This window comes from Litoreibacter halocynthiae, assembly GCF_004365635.1.
Taxonomy (GTDB): domain Bacteria; phylum Pseudomonadota; class Alphaproteobacteria; order Rhodobacterales; family Rhodobacteraceae; genus Litoreibacter; species Litoreibacter halocynthiae.
In genome coordinates, this window is the sequence record NZ_SOBH01000002.1 from 565,634 (window position 1) to 580,634 (window position 15,001).

Here is a 15,001-nt window from a genome sequence, read left to right on the forward strand (position 1 = left end):
TCTGACAGGACCCGAGTGACCTGTGGAGACCTCCGCAAAATCGAAATTTTCTCAGAAAACCCATTGTTACCCAAGTTGGGTGAACACCCTCTGCAACTCAGGTTTTCAACCGATATCCTGTTTTGAATATCCATCCGATGACCGCAATGCAGACGGCCGTGAACAAGGCAATGGCGAACAAGCTTAACCCGATGGACACCTCTGCCTCACCGAAGAACGCCCAGCGGAACCCTGAAATCAGGTAGATCACAGGGTTGAACATGGTGATCGTCTGCCACACCGGTGGCAGCATCGAGATCGAGTAGAACGACCCCCCAAGAAACACCAACGGGGTAATCACCAGCAACGGGATCAGTTGCAGCTGCTCGAAATTCTTGGCCCAGATGCCAATGATGAACCCCAGCAAGGAAAAGCTGAAGCAGGTCATCACAAGAAACGCCATCATCGCCACCGGATGCGCGATTCTGAGGTCGACGAACACGAACGCCGTCCCCAGAATTATTAACCCCACCAGCAACGCCTTGGACGCCGCCGCCCCCACATAGCCGATCATGATTTCCACAAAAGACACCGGCGCCGAAAGCAGCTCGTATATCGTTCCGATAAACTTGGGAAAGTATATCCCGAAGCTGGCATTCGCCGTGCTTTGGGTCATCACCGACAGCATGATCAGCCCCGGCACAATAAACGCCCCGTAGCTGACCCCTTCAACCGTGTCGATACGTGACCCGATCGCCGCGCCGAAGACCACGAAATACAGCGAGGTCGATAACACCGGAGAGATAAAGCTCTGCAACAACGTGCGGAAAAAGCGCGTCATCTCGAAAACGTAGATCGCTTTGATAGCTGTCAAATTCATGCCGCGTCCCCCACCAAGCCAACGAAAATGTCCTCAAGCGAGGATTGCGAGGTCGACACGTCTTTCAGCACCAGCCCTTGCGCTGCCAGATCGCTCAGCAAGGCGGTAATCCCCGTCCGCTCGCCCCGCGTCTCATAAGCGTATTCGAGGCTGCATCCATCCGTGCCGATCACCAGCTCATAGGCGGCCAATCCGGCAGGTATCTCGGCAATCGGTTCCTGCAACTCGATGCACAACTGTTTGCGCCCCATCTGCGCCATCAATTCAGCCTTGTCCTTCACCAACAGGATTTTGCCGTCATTGATCACGCCAACCCTGTCGGCAATGGCTTCAGCTTCTTCGATGTAATGGGTCGTCAAAATGATCGTCACGCCGTCTTCACGCAGCCCGCGCACGATTTCCCACATGTCCTTGCGCAGTTCGACATCCACACCCGCAGTCGGCTCGTCCAGGAACAAAACCCGTGGCTCGTGGCTCAGCGCTTTGGCAATCAACACGCGCCGCTTCATCCCGCCTGACAGCTCTTTAACGCGGGCGTCCTTTTTGTCCCAAAGCGACAATTGGCGCAAAATGCGCTCTACATACGCGTCATTGCGTGGCTTGCCGAACAGCCCGCGTGAGAACCTGACCGAGTTGATGACTTTCTCGAACGGTTCCAGTGACAGCTCTTGCGGCACCAATCCGATCAAACTCCGTGCGCCACGGAAGTCGTCAACAATATCGTGGCCACCCACGCTGATGGAGCCCAAGGTCGCGTTCACCATCCCGCATATGACCGAAATCAACGTGGTCTTGCCCGCCCCGTTTGGGCCAAGCAACGCGAGGATCTCGCCTTGTTCGATATCCAAAGACACGCCTTTGAGGGCTTCAAAGCCGCCCTCGTAAATCTTCGTGACGTCTTTGGCGGATACGATTGCAGGCATGGGACCCCCGTTGATATTATCTCGCACTTGTAGGGGCTGCCGTAGCCAAGGAAAACCCAGAGTTATGTGCAGCAGGTGCAAGCTCATGTGCATTGCAGCTATCTACATTGAAATATTTAGAGTTTTCGGTAAGTTCATTGCATTCGCTCCGGGGTGGGGCACAGATTGATAACGCTTCGATGTCAGGCATATGGCCGATTGGCCATTGCTATGCGTGGTTTGTAACGATTGGGACGAGTGAATAGGTGAGTCTGCAGCAGATCGACACGATGATCGACTTTGCAATTGCGCAAGTGTCTGACACGCCGGACGGCTATCGCGCTGTCGTTCGGGAGCTTGCCAAAAGATGGCCGGACGTCACAGGCGCCCAGATTGTATTTGTCCTCGTCAGCTCGGCCCATGCCATTGAAAGAGTGTTCGAGATGACTCCAGAGCCACGGACCGAGGTGCAGCAAACCTTCCGCGTTGCCGCGTTGTTGGCCAGCGACCTTTTCGCCCTGCAGAAGCGTGGAAACTTCGCCCCGTCCGGTCGCGATTTAACGGCCTACTGGCGCGAAAACGATCCGTTCTTCTTAACCCTTTAAGCGTAAGACGCGCGGATCGCGCGGATGTTCTCGCCATAAGGCGCAGGATCGCTGACAGAGCCGCCCTTGAACACCGCCGAGCCCGCGACCAGCACATCAGCACCAGCCTTCACCAGACCAGGAGCCGTCGCAGGCGTCACGCCACCGTCAATTTCGATATGCACCGGACGGTCGCCGATCATCGCGCGCAACTCCGCCACCTTGCCTTCCAGCGGGATGAAGCTTTGACCGCCAAAGCCGGGGTTCACGGTCATCACGCAGACCATATCCGCCACATCCAGCAGATGCGCTACAGCCGAAGCCGGCGTGCCGGGGTTCAGAGCAACCCCCGCTTTGGCCCCTGCCCCACGGATTGCTTGCAACGTGCGGTGAATATGCGGCCCCGCCTCGACATGTGCCGTGATAATATCCGCGCCCGCCTTGGCAAAATCGTCGATATAGGCGTCGACCGGAGAGATCATCAAATGCACGTCCATAACCGTTTTGATATGGGGTCGGATCGCTGCACAGGTCATCGGGCCAAAGCTCAGGTTCGGCACGAAATGCCCGTCCATTACATCCACATGGATCCAGTCCGCGCCTTGCGCCTCGACAGCGACAATCTCGGCACCGAAATTGGCGAAATCCGCTGCCAGAATGGAAGGCGCGATTTTTACGGAACGGTCGATGGTCATGGCAGAATCCCCTGATGCGTTTACAGCCCTCTCCTAACGCGCAGGGTCTCGCTTGGGAAGGCAGGCTGCGTCTTGCAACGAACGCCCGCCCGTGCCACCTTTCGTGCTTCTCCACCCGAAGGACGCCTGACGTGAGCACCCTGACACAAACCCAAACGCAGTTGCCGCAAGTGCACCTGCCCCGAAACCCCGGCATGGCGCTAGACCTCGACTGGGTTGCGCGGGTTCAGGCGAACACCTCCGCAATCGAGCGTCGGGCCGCGACCCTGCCCGGCCGTCGCAGCGTCAAGAAGGACTATCAAGCTGCGTGGCTTTTGAAGGCCGTGACCTGCATCGACCTGACCACCCTGTCCGGTGACGACACCGTGGGCCGCGTCCGCCGCCTGTGCGCCAAGGCCCGCCAACCGATCCGCGCCGACATCCAAGACGCCTTGGGCGTCAGCGGCATCCAGACAGGTGCGATCTGCGTCTACCACGACATGATCGAAACAGCCGTGGACGCCCTGCAAGGCTCCGGCATCCCGGTCGCCGCAGTGTCCACAGGTTTCCCCGCCGGCCTCTCCCCCTTCCACCTGCGCGTGGCCGAGATCGAGGAAAGCGTGAAGGCTGGCGCGCGCGAAATTGACATCGTCATTTCCCGCCGCCATGTGCTGACCCAAAACTGGCAAGCGCTTTATGATGAAATGAAAGCCTTCCGCAAAGCCTGCGGCGACGCCCATGTGAAGGCTATTCTGGCAACTGGTGAGCTGGGCTCCCTTCGGAATGTGGCGCGCGCGTCGCTGATTTGCATGATGGCCGGTGCAGATTTCATCAAAACATCGACGGGTAAAGAAAGCGTCAATGCGACCCTGCCCGTCAGCCTCGTGATGATCCGCGCCATCCGCGACTATTTCGACGCAACCGGCTTCCATGTCGGCTATAAGCCCGCGGGCGGCATCTCCAAGGCCAAGGACGCAATCACCTACCTTGCCCTGATGAAGGACGAGCTTGGCAACCGGTGGTTGCAACCCGACCTGTTCCGCTTCGGCGCGTCGTCGCTTCTCAACGACATCGAGCGTCAGCTCGAACATCACCTCACTGGCGCCTACTCCGCCTCCTACCGTCACCCAATGGGCTAAAAACATGACCGTAAAAAATATTTTAGAGACGATGGACTATGGCCCCGCCCCCGAAAGTGCTGCCGAGGCCATGGCATGGCTCGACACCAAGAACCGCCAGTTCGGTCATTTCATCGACGGCAAATTTACCCCGCCCATGCAGGACTTCACCTCCAAGAATCCCGCAAATGGTGAGGTACTGGCAAGCCTGTCGCAAGCCCGTCAAGACGATGTGGATGCCGCCGTGAGCGCGGCCCGTAAGGCGCAGAAATCATGGGCGAAGTCGGGCCACACCCGCGCAAAATACCTCTACGCGCTGGCCCGTGCCTTGCAGAAACACGCGCGGCTGTTTGCTGTGCTGGAGACCCTCGACAACGGCAAACCCATCCGCGAGTCCCGCGACATAGACATTCCTTTGGCACAACGCCACTTCTACCATCACGCAGGCTTCGCCCAGCTGATGGAAACCGAGTTGCCCGACCGCGAACCCTTGGGTGTTTGCGGCCAGATCATTCCATGGAACTTCCCGTTGCTGATGCTGGCATGGAAGATCGCCCCCGCTTTGGCGATGGGCAACACCGTGGTGCTGAAGCCAGCCGAATACACCTCGCTCACAGCGCTGCTCTTTGCAGAGATTTGCGATCAGGTCGGCCTGCCCAAAGGCGTCGTGAACATCGTCACTGGTGACGGTGCAGTGGGCGAAATGATCACCGCATCGGATGTGGACAAGCTCGCCTTTACCGGCTCCACCGAGGTGGGTCGCATCATCCGCAAGGCCACCGCAGGTTCCGGCAAGGCCCTGTCGCTGGAGTTGGGTGGCAAATCCCCATACATCGTCTTCGACGACGCAGATCTGGACAGCGCAGTTGAGGGTCTGGTCGACGCCATCTGGTTTAACCAAGGTCAGGTCTGCTGCGCGGGTTCGCGCCTGTTGGTGCAGGAAGGCATCGCCGACACCTTCTATCGCAAACTCAAGTCCCGCATGGACGGGCTGCGCATCGGCGATCCGCTGGACAAATGCATCGACGTCGGTGCCATAGTGGACCCGATCCAGCGCGCCACCATCGCCGATATGGTCGCCAGCAATAAAGAGGGCGAAACCTATCAGACCACCGCCCCCGAAGGTTGCTTCTACCCGCCGACACTGATCACCGGCCTGACCACTTCCTCCAAACTCATGCAGGAAGAAATCTTCGGCCCTGTGTTGGTTTCCACAACCTTCCGCACCCCTGCCGAGGCCGTCGCTATGGCCAACGACACCCGCTACGGGCTGGCCGCAACTGTCTGGACTGAAAACATAAATTTGGCCCTCGACATCGCGCCGCAGCTCGTTTCGGGTATCGTCTGGGTGAACTCTACCAACCTGATGGACGCTGCTGCCGGCTTTGGCGGCGTGCGCGAAAGCGGCTTCGGGCGCGAAGGTGGATGGGAGGGGCTGTCGGGCTATACCAAGGCCAAAGACGCCCCCAAACCCGCCAAACCCGTTACGGCCTTCGAGGGCAAAGGTAGCCTGTCAGACCCGATCGACCGCACCGCAAAGCTCTATATCGGCGGCAAGCAGTCACGACCCGACGGGGGCTATTCCCGCGTGGTTTACGGCCCCAAAGGAGACGCCTTGGGCGAGGTCTCACTGGCCAACGGCAAGGACCTGCGCAACGCCGTTGAAGCCGCGCACAAAGCCAAAGGCTGGAGCAAAACCACGGGCCATTTGCGCGCGCAAATTCTGTACTATCTTGCCGAAAACCTCGCCACTCGCAGCGCAGAGTTTGCCGACCGCATCAAAGCGCTGACCGGAAAGCAAGGCCGCGACGAGGTTGAGAGCGCGATTCAAACGCTGTTTACCTATGCGGCGTGGGCCGACAAATACGACGGGCAGGTGCATGGCGTTCCGATCCGTGGTGTGGCCTTGGCCATGAAGGAACCGGTAGGCGTTATCGCCGCCCTCTGCGACCCGCGCCCCTTGGCGGGTTTGATCGAAGTCATCGCCCCAGCAATCGCCATGGGCAACCGCGTTGTCGCCTCGGCGTCCGAGGCCTTCCCATTGGCAGCGACAGACTTCATTCAGGTGCTGGAAACCTCTGACGTGCCTGCGGGCGTCGTCAACCTGCTGACAGGAGATCACGCCGAAATGGCATCCCATATGGGCGCGCATATGGATATCGACGCGGTTTGGAGCTTCTCGGACCCAAGCCATGCCGCAGCAATCGAAGCCGCCTCGGCAAGCAACCTGAAACGCACGTTGATCGCTCCCGTCCCTGGTGCTGCCAAGGCGATGCTGGACGCCGCGACCGAGGTGAAAAACATCTGGGTGCCCTACGGCGAGTGAGACATTGCCCCGCTACTTGCGGGGCTTGCTTTTCCAACTGTCGAGCCATGCGCGGAACCCCGTGCGTCGCTCATCCGCGTAGTCGTCCACCGCGTCCCAAGTCTCCCCTACACTGTCGGTAATCGGGTCGATCTTGGAGCGTTTGAACCATTGCAACATGCGGAAAATGCCCAGGCAGATACCCGCAAGAATGACCAGGATAATGATGTTCAGCCAAGGGATCAGCGTCGCATCCGGATCATCCGTCGGGCGGATACCAACAGCGTTCGGGAAGATCGAGTAGAATTCGTTGCGCCAGCCGTAATGGGTCAGCACCGCCCATTGCGGGGCCGCTTTGGTCGAAATCAGATCCGCCGCCTCGGTTTGCAGGTTCTTGGTGTCGAACTTGAAATAGGGCGGCCACCCCCAGCCTGTATCCTCATTGCGGTAGACCATCGGCTTGCCGTTTTGCTGGATCGTCTGGATGAACAGCACGTCGCGGTTGGTGCCGGTCACGTCACTGCCGGAATCACCCGATGCCCAGAACCACGAATTTTCGCCATAGTCGATGCGCTGCTCAAAGGTGCCAACAACCCGCACCACATCACGCTGCGGCATGGTGTAATGGAGCACCGAAAGCACAAGCAGCCAGAAAATCAGAACAATGGCGTATTTGACCCAACGCAGCATGGCTTAGGCTCCTTATTGAAAGTTGACCACGTAGACCAGCACAGCGATCACGAGGTAAGGCACCACGAAGACGCCAAGTATAAGTTTGCGACGCAAGGAGCCATCGTACTCCTCAAGCCCCTGCTCGATGAAAGCATCACGATCCCCCTCTCGCACCTCTTCGTCCCATTCCTCGGCCAGCTTGCCGCGGCGTACAGAACGCGACCACGCCGACAGGATAAAGTAGACGATCAGCATCACTATAAACGCGACCAGCGACAGACGTAGAATAGCGAATATCATCGTGTCCTCCTCACTGCGCCCCAAGGCCCGACCACTTCGACAACGTCGCGCGGTGCAGATTGCGGCGGCTCTTCCATAGGCGCGTCACCGCTGCCGAACAAGGCCTCGCGCGCGCCAGCTTTGTCGACCTGATACTCCCTTGCAAGGAAATCAGCCACAAAAGCCCTCTTCTGGTCCGGCCATGTGCGGTAGCGCGCGTAGAACAATTCCTTGTGGCAAATGAACAATTGCCGCACGTCCAGAAGTGACAGCTCGGACAGCAGCATATTCACCAAGTCGCGGTCCTGATGCGGCTTGGCCCTTAGCGTGTAGAAATAGGCGGGATCATTGGACGAGATGCGCGGCCACGCCCCGCCCCCTTCGGCCCAGCGCAACAGCTTGCCCAGAGTGTGAAACTCCGGCGGCAACAGGTCCGAATAGCGACGCGCCAAGGAACGCAGGTCGGTACGGCGCACTTGGCTCAGATCGGCCTCCATCGTCGCCGCGACGTCCACAACAATGAAATCCAGCTTCTGGCGCAGGATCGCCACCGCATCCACGCCACGTGCCTTGACGATAGGTTCCACTAGTTCGTTGTCGTCCAGAAACTTTGCAATCTTCGTGCGCTCCGACGCGCCAATGGCCGCCCCGCCCTGGCCCACGGGCAGATTGCCCAGATCATCCTCGGACATGGAGATCACCGCCGGTTTCTCCATGTCGCGGAACGCATAGAGCCCGCCGAAATGCGAGGTCCAGAAATTCTCCTGCTCGTATTCCGCATGGCCCAGCTTGATCGGCACCCGCGTCACGTCGCCCGTTTTGTGGGCCAGTTTGATCATATCAGCGATCAGCACATCGTCCCACCACGCATCGTCACGCGCGCGAAACTCCGCGATCATCCCGTCCAGCTTCCCCGCATCCGCCACCACGCCGGAGGTCGTGTCGGCCTCCACCCGTATCTTGCGAATGTCGAACAAATGCGCAGGCTTGGTCACGCTATAGACCGAGTTCACCAACTCCCCCGCCACCGCGTCCCGCGCGGTCAGGGCGAACAATTGCGCCTCGTTGGCGTCGATGAACTGCCGCAATATCCCGCGCGAAGTGGAAAACTTCGCCTCCAGCAGCGGCGCGGTTTTCTGCTCGGTCGACAGCAGGATGAACTGCCGGTTGCAGCCCTTGGGGTTCAGATACAGATGGTCGCCCAGCTCCTCGCCCACCTCCGGCGCGTAGCCGGAGATATCGACGTGGAAATCCGTCAGTCCCGTCTCCTTGCCCGTCAGATGCTTGAGCGCACGGTTATACCGGTCCGCCATCGCCTGCCCGTTCACATGGAACAGGTTGCCATACATCAGGCCCTTTTCGATCAAACGCATCATTCGTCAGGCCCCTCCGTCCCATCGCCGCGGCGATAGATTAACAAGTAACTAAACAGCGCACCCACCCATATGGCGATGCAGAACATGATAGCCAAGCTCAGGAACATCTCCCCGAACCCCTCCGTATGCCCCGCATAGTTCGCGCCCGTTGGTGTGAGAGCACCGAACAAGTAGGCCGTCACCGCCCATGCGAGCAGGATCGGGGCGAGGAGGATCGGGAGGAGGAGCACTTTCATACTGCTTAAGCCCATGTTCGCATTGCATTGTTCCAACCTAAAGCCACTACGTTAAAGCCCCAGCAATAGTGTACAGTTCTTCTTGCGATATTCGTTCGCAGCGGTTGCCGCTTGGAGCTCTTTCTTTTGATCAAAGTTCGCTTCCAAATCCTCCTGAAAGGTTTCATCATAGGCATGCTGTGAAAACTGAGCCCACATATATCCCATCGAAAAATCCGCACTGGGCCCACCAACAAAATACCAAGAAATTCCGATGGGTACTTCACTAGTATTCTCCTTAGTGAGCTTGCCATCCCTCCCCGCAGAAACATACGCATGTAGCATCTCGTGACCTTTAGCGAACAGCTCTTCAAAATGCTTCGCTTCGGTTTCAGAGAGTGAGGCGAATGCCGCACAATCCCAGAGAGCATAGCCAGTCTTACCCAGATAGTTATAGTCTGTTTCGGCATGTATAACCGAAGGCACAAACCCGATGAGAAAGGGTAACAACGAAAGGTAACGGGATGACGTCATACTACCCCTTCTTCTCCAAATACCGCCGCTTCGCTTCTTCGCTCAGCCCAAACTCCCGCACCATATTTGCAATCGCCACCTCGTCCGACTTGTCGGCATAACGGAACTCGCTATCGGCGTAGCGGTTGATTTCTTGGATCACCATGTCGACCGTGATCGGCTGGCGTAGCTCTTGGATCATGGCCTTTTTGTCGTCATACCCCTTGAACAGGAACAGGTCCGGCTCCTCCATCCATTCGTCCGGCAGCTCGAAGTCCATTGCGCGGACCTTCACGGCGTCGGTGATGTTCTTGATCGCGCGGCCGGTGAAGCGGTGGTCGGCCTCTTGGATGCCTTTCAGATATGTCCCCAGCTTGGCGATCGTATCCAAGCTACCTATGTCCTTCGACACCCGCTCATAGACCCTCAGCAGCCCGTCCTCATGCGGCTTCGAGTGCCCCTCGAACGATGCGGCGACGGCCTTCTTGATTTCCTGCGCGGCAAAAACCGTGTGGTCCCCCAAGGGAATGTCGTGGTTCTTGCCCATCAGCAGCGCCAGAATGTCGATATAGTCGTCCCGCGTGATCGGCCCGTCCACAAGGAACCGAGCGCCCGCCCGCTGGCGCAGGGCGTCATCCACGTTTTCCGGGTAGTTCGAGAACATCCCGAAGGTGCAATTCCCGCGCACCACGGTGTTGGCGCCCGCGAAGCTTTCCATCAGCACGGCAGTAATCTCCAACTGACCGGCGGAGGACTGACGATCCCCACGCTTGCCCGCCAACTGGTCAATGTCGTCAATGGTGCCGAAGCCGATCACGTTCGGATCGATCACGTTGTTGATGAACGCCTTGGCATTCTGGCCGGACTTGCCCTGATAGCTGTCGATATTATCCGTCGAAAGGTTTTGGTAGCGGAACGGATATCCCGCCGTCTCGCAGTAGCCAGACACCAGCCCCGCCATCATCTGGATCAGCGTCGTCTTCCCCGTCCCCGGCGCACCGTCGCCCATGAAGGTGAAGATGAAGCCGCCAAGCTCCGCAAACGGGTTCAGCTTGCGGTCGAAATCATAGGCCATCAGCATTTTGGCCAGTTTCATCGACTGGTATTTGGCGATATGGTTACCGACGACCTCGTTCGGTTTCTTGAAGGTCATCGTCAGCTTGGTGCCCTTGGCCGCGTGGGCGGGGGTGAAGCCGTTGATCGTCAGGTTGTCCGCCTCGACACGGTAGGAGGCCGAGTTGAACGCCGCCAGTCGCGGCGCGTTCTGGGCGCGCAGGGCGACCTTTTCCATCACCTGCTCGGCATAGGCCAGAACGGTCGCGACCAGCTTGGCGTCGTCCGTGGCGAACAGGGTCAGGTCTTGGTCCAATTCCCACAGCGCTCCGTGCAAGGCCAATTGCGCGTTGTCGGTCAGGATTTCCTCTACTCCACCGATCTCCACCGATACCTCGCTGGCCTGCGACGCCAGCAGAAAGGACGTCGCATTGGCAAAGGTGAACAGCACCGCCAAGGCTTCCGCCGCTAGCAATTCGCCAAACTCCGCGCGGCGGGCTTCCGCGACGCGGCCTGCGAGGTTTTCCTTCTTCAATTCCGCCAGACCCGTGGCTTCCGAGAACGCCTCCCCAGCCGCCAGTGCAATCGCCAAAGCGCGGCGAAGGCCGCGCAACACACTGGCCTGAACGGCGGAGGGCAACACATCCTCGCCCACGCCTTCCACCCGCTCGATCAGCCGCACGCCCTCGGGCCGCGCGGTGGAGCGGGTCACCAGCCCCGGCGTGGTCGACCGGAACCGGCGGCGTGTGCCCAACCCTGCGGATTTCTCCGCCTGCGGGGTTTCTTTCGCCTTCGCGATGCGCGGCGTGTGGTCCACGCCCTCCAGCATCGCCACCGCCGCCGCGTAATGCTTGCGGATGTCGTCTTCGGTCAATTCCATCAAATCGGCTGATTGGCTCATTCTATCTCCGTTGGCGGGTAAACCCCCGCCCTATCTGTAAGAAACTACACGCCCCGCAGGGCTGACGACAAACTTGCGCACGTCATGAAATCCGGCGGGGTTCTTCTCTGCCAGCACCTGAAACGGGCGTTGCGGCAAAATGATCGAGCGTTCAATACTCGTCGTTCCCGTCTCCGCCCCGCGTCCGCCGAACGGGTCGAGCTTGAAAATCTCGCGCTCGACAGTGCTGAACCAGCCCTTCTTCTCCATCTCCGTGCGCTCTGAATGGAGGTCCTCGACCGTCCATGCCAGCGTCCAATCCTCGCCCACGGGGCCTTGCGCCTCTTCCAGCACCTCGCGGATCGGGCCGGATTGCTGGGTAAACGCCGACGAATACATCGGCCCCACATGGACACGCCGCAGGCGCTTGGGGTGCAGATCGTCAAAATCACGATCGAACCCTTGGGCGATGGTCAGCAGCTTAAGCCCTGCCGAGCCTTGCGCGGTCAGGTGCGCCTGCGCCGACGGCCAACGCCGCGCGTCTTTGGGCAGCGCCACTTCCCCCGTGTCCTCGACATCCATCAGGTAGATCGTCGGCACGTTTTGCTGGCTGTCATAGACCGCCCAGTGCAACAGGTAGCTGCGCCGCTCGTCCGTGTTACCGGTCCAAAGCGCCTGCGGATCATTGGTCGCCCAGAACAGCCCGCCCTTGGCCAGCGCCTCATAATACAGCCGCTGCGACATGGCGTATTGCAGCTTGGTCGGCACGGTCAGATCGCCCACGATCTGGCGCACCATCTCGTCTTTCAACTCCTCGACCGAGCGCATTCCCGACAGATGCGCCTTGGCCTGCTGCGCGTCATTGGCCATCTTCATCAGTTCTGCAAAAACTGGAAACCCGCTCTCGTGGCGGTCAATCGACAGCGAGCCGAAGAACACGCCGGTATCGCGTCCCGTCAGCAAATACTTGTGGCTGAGCGCGCGAAAGGTCTGCGCAATCCGCGTCACGTATTCCGAGATGATGCCGACATCCGATTTGGAGAACGTCCGCTCCACTTCCATCTCGGCGGCCACGCGGGCCAGATGGCCGGTGATCCGTTCGAACTTGGAGAAATACCGCCGTGCTGCGAGGTCGTCGGTCAGGCCGGAGTGGTCAGCGGTGAGGTTGAGGTCTTCAGTCATCTTAAATCCCAACGCCCTTTCCAAAAAGCTTGAAGGTCGGCCGAAATGCAAATCGAAGTGCATCAGAAAATCGGTCGATTTGGCGTCGTTCGGCTGCCTTCAAGACCGACCTAGCTCCGGAAAAGATAAGAAACGACGTACCAAAAAAACCTAACATGAACAAAACTTCTTCTATTGTCGTCCTCGCATCAGAAGAAACACCAAGCCAAGTCAAAAATGGAACTGCTTTTAAGACCCCGTAAAACAGCAGCAAATAGATAGCGACAAGAGCAATCATTAACGTCCATAGGCTCGCGAATGTGCGCAACCAAGTTTCAAATCTCATGCCTTTTAGAGACACCTGGGCTTAGGCCCCATACAGGTTCTTGTCGTGCTTCTCGACGATCTTCTCGAACCGCCGCGCGAAGCGCTCATCCGCTTTCGCCTTCTGCTCCAGCACCTTGCGGGCGAAGACCATTTGGTCCTCATGGGCTTCCATCATTTCGGACATGCGCGCGTTGGTGGCCGCACCGATGCCAGCCATGGCGGATTGCGCCTCTTGGTCGGTTTTCACGCCAATCTCGTTGATCTTGTGCGCCACGTCCTGCTGCTGCGCCGTTTTCAACGATTTGGTCAGCGCGTCATACAGCACCACGCGTTGCTTGGTGTCGGTTTCCAGCTTGTTGATCAGCACCATCTGCGTCGCCGCCTGATTTTGCAGCGAGTCGATCCAGGTCTTGCCCTGCTCGATATAGCGTTCCAGCGTTTGGCTTTTGGCAAGTTTGACCTGCTCCGCCTGCACCTTCTCGTTATAAAGCGTGTTCAACTCGGCCAGTTTAGTCTCCAGCTTGGTACGCGCAGCGGCGTCCTGCTCGACCGAGATTTTGTTCTCCAGCTCGATAATCGCAGGGTCCATCGCAACGACTTCCGCACGCAAGGTTTCCAACTCGCCCACGGTAAATTCACGGTCATCGAGGGTCACGGTCAGGTTGGTTTCAACCTTTTCCTTTTGCTCGTTCAGGACAGCCAACTGCCCTTGCAGCAGCGCCACGATAGTGTCGGATTTCCCGATCAGGTCTTGCAGCTTGTCGTCAATCGACGCCGTGCGCATGCGCTCTTGGCGCAGGCTTTCGGATTTGCCTTGCGAGAAGATGCCAACGAAGCTTTCCCAGCCGGTCTTGTCGCGCATGGCGGAAAAGTCCTCGGAAAAGCCGGAGGTCACGTCGTCCAGACCCATGATCAGCTCTGCAATGTTGGCGTCCATGGCAGCGGTGTGCGCGTGCACATCCTCCAGCGAGGCGTTTTCGATGTCCAGTTCCAGCACGTCGCCAGCTTCTATCTTGGCGCGAGCGCTTTCGATCTTGCTCGTCATTTCAGCAATTTTCGCTTGCGCTTCAGCTACTTGCTCTTGGCTTTCACGGACTTGCGCGTCAAAATTGGCCATAGATAATATCCCCTCGTTCAAATGTTATTACCATTTACATAATGGCAAGAATTGCAGTTTTAAAGAGTTTGCCACGCCAAACCCGCCCCGCGCCATAGGAAAAAGGGCGCAGCGGGTAAATTAGCCAAGCGCCGCCTTCATCATCGGGCTATCCGCGTCCCGCAACCCGTCAATCACATCAAAATGGTGCCGACCGGGCAGGATCATCTGCTTCGCGCCCCATGCCTCCGACAGCCAGCGGGCCTGATCCAGAAATACTGGGCGCTCCTGTGCGCCGACCACCACGGTAATCGGCACGTCCAACGGCTTGCCCAAGGCGGGGCTTTCCGCCTCGGCCTCCGCCTCATCAAGCCGCAGCGTGTCGTTCATGGTCAAGGGCAGCAACGGGCGCAGGTCCGAGACGGGCGATATCGACAACACATGCGAAAGCCTGTCCGCAACGTCCTTCGGTAAAACTCCCGCCATCGCCATTCGCGCCACCAGATGCCCGCCTGCGGAATGCCCCGCGAGCACAATCGGCCCCTCTACCCGTGCCGCCAGCGCCGTGACGGCTTGCGCGATATGGGCTGTGATTTCGCCAATCCGAGCCTCTGGCGCCAGCGGATAGCCCGGATGCGCAATCGCCCACCCAGCGTTGAAAGCCCCCTCACCATAGCAGGTCCAGTCGTCCTTATGCCGTTGCAGCCAGTAGCCGCCATGCACGAACACGAACAGGCCCTTAGGGGTGCCTTCAGGCCGTATCAGGTCGAACTTCGCTCGCTCATGGTCACCATAAGCCACGTCATAGTCGCCCGCATGGGCCACCCGAAACGCCACCGACGCCGCTTCCCAGGCATCCGCATAGCTTTGGGCATCAGGAATAAATCCACCGTTTTCATATTCCAAATCAAGCTCTTGCCGGGTTTTCGTCATTTTTCTCAACTTTTTTCCAAGGATTGACGCCGCCCATGCGTCCTACCATCACTA

16 protein-coding genes are annotated in these 15,001 nt (G+C 58.6%); 3 read left to right on the plus strand and 13 right to left on the minus strand.

Going from position 1 to position 15,001, the window contains the following annotated elements; genetic code table 11:
• Positions 1-97: 97 nt before the first annotated feature.
• Both BDE40_RS10045 and BDE40_RS10050 read right to left on the minus strand, forming a co-directional pair.
• Entirely contained in the window at positions 98-859 is a 762-nt protein-coding gene (locus tag BDE40_RS10045; RefSeq protein ID WP_134014429.1) for an ABC transporter permease, read from the minus strand.
• Positions 856-1,782 carry an ABC transporter ATP-binding protein gene (locus BDE40_RS10050; RefSeq protein WP_134014430.1) on the minus strand — a complete coding sequence of 309 codons (927 nt, stop codon included), beginning with the start codon at positions 1,780-1,782 and terminating at the stop codon, positions 856-858. The genes BDE40_RS10045 and BDE40_RS10050 overlap by 4 nt, the downstream gene beginning before the upstream one ends.
• A gap of 245 nt (positions 1,783-2,027) precedes the next feature.
• On the opposite strand from BDE40_RS10050, the gene BDE40_RS10055 reads away from it, so the two are divergent.
• Entirely contained in the window at positions 2,028-2,366 is a 339-nt protein-coding gene (locus tag BDE40_RS10055) for a hypothetical protein (protein WP_134014431.1), read from the plus strand.
• Here the strand turns inward: BDE40_RS10055 and rpe are convergent.
• Positions 2,363-3,040, minus strand: a complete 678-nt coding sequence (gene rpe / locus BDE40_RS10060; RefSeq protein WP_073142477.1) for a ribulose-phosphate 3-epimerase — start codon at positions 3,038-3,040, stop codon at positions 2,363-2,365. The two genes, BDE40_RS10055 and rpe, sit on opposite strands and share 4 nt — an antisense overlap.
• Positions 3,041-3,171: 131 nt before the next feature.
• Here rpe and deoC point away from each other — a divergent pair, with 131 nt between their 5' ends.
• Together deoC and BDE40_RS10070 are read left to right on the plus strand one after the other, a co-directional pair.
• A complete protein-coding gene (deoC, locus tag BDE40_RS10065; RefSeq protein ID WP_246030410.1) occupies positions 3,172-4,158 on the plus strand; it encodes a deoxyribose-phosphate aldolase in 987 nt (328 codons plus the stop codon).
• 4 nt (positions 4,159-4,162) lie between these two features.
• Positions 4,163-6,463 (plus strand): aldehyde dehydrogenase family protein, encoded by a 2,301-nt coding sequence (locus tag BDE40_RS10070; protein ID WP_134014432.1) that lies wholly within the window; start codon positions 4,163-4,165, stop codon positions 6,461-6,463.
• Between the two features lie 12 nt (positions 6,464-6,475).
• Here BDE40_RS10070 and BDE40_RS10075 read toward each other — a convergent pair whose 3' ends face one another.
• The 10 genes from BDE40_RS10075 to BDE40_RS10120 all read right to left on the minus strand — a co-directional run bounded on the left by BDE40_RS10075 (position 6,476) and on the right by BDE40_RS10120 (position 14,947).
• On the minus strand, positions 6,476-7,129 hold the full coding sequence (locus BDE40_RS10075) for a DUF1523 family protein (RefSeq protein ID WP_134014734.1): 654 nt from the start codon (positions 7,127-7,129) through the stop codon (positions 6,476-6,478).
• A 15-nt stretch (positions 7,130-7,144) separates the two neighbouring features.
• A complete protein-coding gene (locus BDE40_RS10080; RefSeq protein WP_342775008.1) occupies positions 7,145-7,414 on the minus strand; it encodes a hypothetical protein in 270 nt (89 codons plus the stop codon).
• On the minus strand, positions 7,411-8,769 hold the full coding sequence (locus tag BDE40_RS10085) for a DUF6638 family protein (RefSeq protein ID WP_134014433.1): 1,359 nt from the start codon (positions 8,767-8,769) through the stop codon (positions 7,411-7,413). The genes BDE40_RS10080 and BDE40_RS10085 overlap by 4 nt, the downstream gene beginning before the upstream one ends.
• A complete protein-coding gene (locus BDE40_RS10090) occupies positions 8,766-9,005 on the minus strand; it encodes a hypothetical protein (RefSeq protein WP_134014434.1) in 240 nt (79 codons plus the stop codon). The genes BDE40_RS10085 and BDE40_RS10090 overlap by 4 nt, the downstream gene beginning before the upstream one ends.
• 51 nt (positions 9,006-9,056) lie before the next feature.
• Entirely contained in the window at positions 9,057-9,518 is a 462-nt protein-coding gene (locus BDE40_RS10095) for a hypothetical protein (protein ID WP_134014435.1), read from the minus strand.
• Position 9,519: 1 nt separating this feature from the next.
• Entirely contained in the window at positions 9,520-11,451 is a 1,932-nt protein-coding gene (locus tag BDE40_RS10100) for an ATP-binding protein (protein ID WP_134014436.1), read from the minus strand.
• Between the two features lie 30 nt (positions 11,452-11,481).
• Positions 11,482-12,612 (minus strand): hypothetical protein, encoded by a 1,131-nt coding sequence (locus BDE40_RS10105; protein WP_134014437.1) that lies wholly within the window; start codon positions 12,610-12,612, stop codon positions 11,482-11,484.
• A gap of 1 nt (position 12,613) precedes the next feature.
• Entirely contained in the window at positions 12,614-12,889 is a 276-nt protein-coding gene (locus BDE40_RS10110; RefSeq protein ID WP_134014438.1) for a hypothetical protein, read from the minus strand.
• A 69-nt stretch (positions 12,890-12,958) separates the two neighbouring features.
• Positions 12,959-14,035: a coiled-coil domain-containing protein gene (locus tag BDE40_RS10115; protein ID WP_134014439.1), complete on the minus strand. Its 1,077-nt coding sequence runs from the start codon at positions 14,033-14,035 to the stop codon at positions 12,959-12,961.
• 120 nt (positions 14,036-14,155) lie between these two features.
• Entirely contained in the window at positions 14,156-14,947 is a 792-nt protein-coding gene (locus tag BDE40_RS10120; RefSeq protein ID WP_134014440.1) for an alpha/beta hydrolase, read from the minus strand.
• Between the last annotated feature and the right edge of the window lie 54 nt (positions 14,948-15,001).

Coding starts and splice junctions, on each gene's coding strand:
- BDE40_RS10050 (WP_134014430.1), bottom strand. CDS start 1,782: ATGCCTGCAATCGTATCCGCCAAAGACGTCACGAAGATTTACGAGGGC.
- BDE40_RS10085 (WP_134014433.1), bottom strand. CDS start 8,769: ATGATGCGTTTGATCGAAAAGGGCCTGATGTATGGCAACCTGTTCCAT.
- BDE40_RS10090 (WP_134014434.1), bottom strand. CDS start 9,005: ATGAAAGTGCTCCTCCTCCCGATCCTCCTCGCCCCGATCCTGCTCGCA.
- BDE40_RS10070 (WP_134014432.1), top strand. CDS start 4,163: ATGACCGTAAAAAATATTTTAGAGACGATGGACTATGGCCCCGCCCCC.
- BDE40_RS10120 (WP_134014440.1), bottom strand. CDS start 14,947: ATGACGAAAACCCGGCAAGAGCTTGATTTGGAATATGAAAACGGTGGA.
- BDE40_RS10080 (WP_342775008.1), bottom strand. CDS start 7,414: ATGATATTCGCTATTCTACGTCTGTCGCTGGTCGCGTTTATAGTGATG.
- BDE40_RS10110 (WP_134014438.1), bottom strand. CDS start 12,889: ATGATTGCTCTTGTCGCTATCTATTTGCTGCTGTTTTACGGGGTCTTA.
- BDE40_RS10115 (WP_134014439.1), bottom strand. CDS start 14,035: ATGGCCAATTTTGACGCGCAAGTCCGTGAAAGCCAAGAGCAAGTAGCT.
- rpe (WP_073142477.1), bottom strand. CDS start 3,040: ATGACCATCGACCGTTCCGTAAAAATCGCGCCTTCCATTCTGGCAGCG.
- BDE40_RS10105 (WP_134014437.1), bottom strand. CDS start 12,612: ATGACTGAAGACCTCAACCTCACCGCTGACCACTCCGGCCTGACCGAC.
- BDE40_RS10045 (WP_134014429.1), bottom strand. CDS start 859: ATGAATTTGACAGCTATCAAAGCGATCTACGTTTTCGAGATGACGCGC.
- BDE40_RS10095 (WP_134014435.1), bottom strand. CDS start 9,518: ATGACGTCATCCCGTTACCTTTCGTTGTTACCCTTTCTCATCGGGTTT.
- BDE40_RS10100 (WP_134014436.1), bottom strand. CDS start 11,451: ATGAGCCAATCAGCCGATTTGATGGAATTGACCGAAGACGACATCCGC.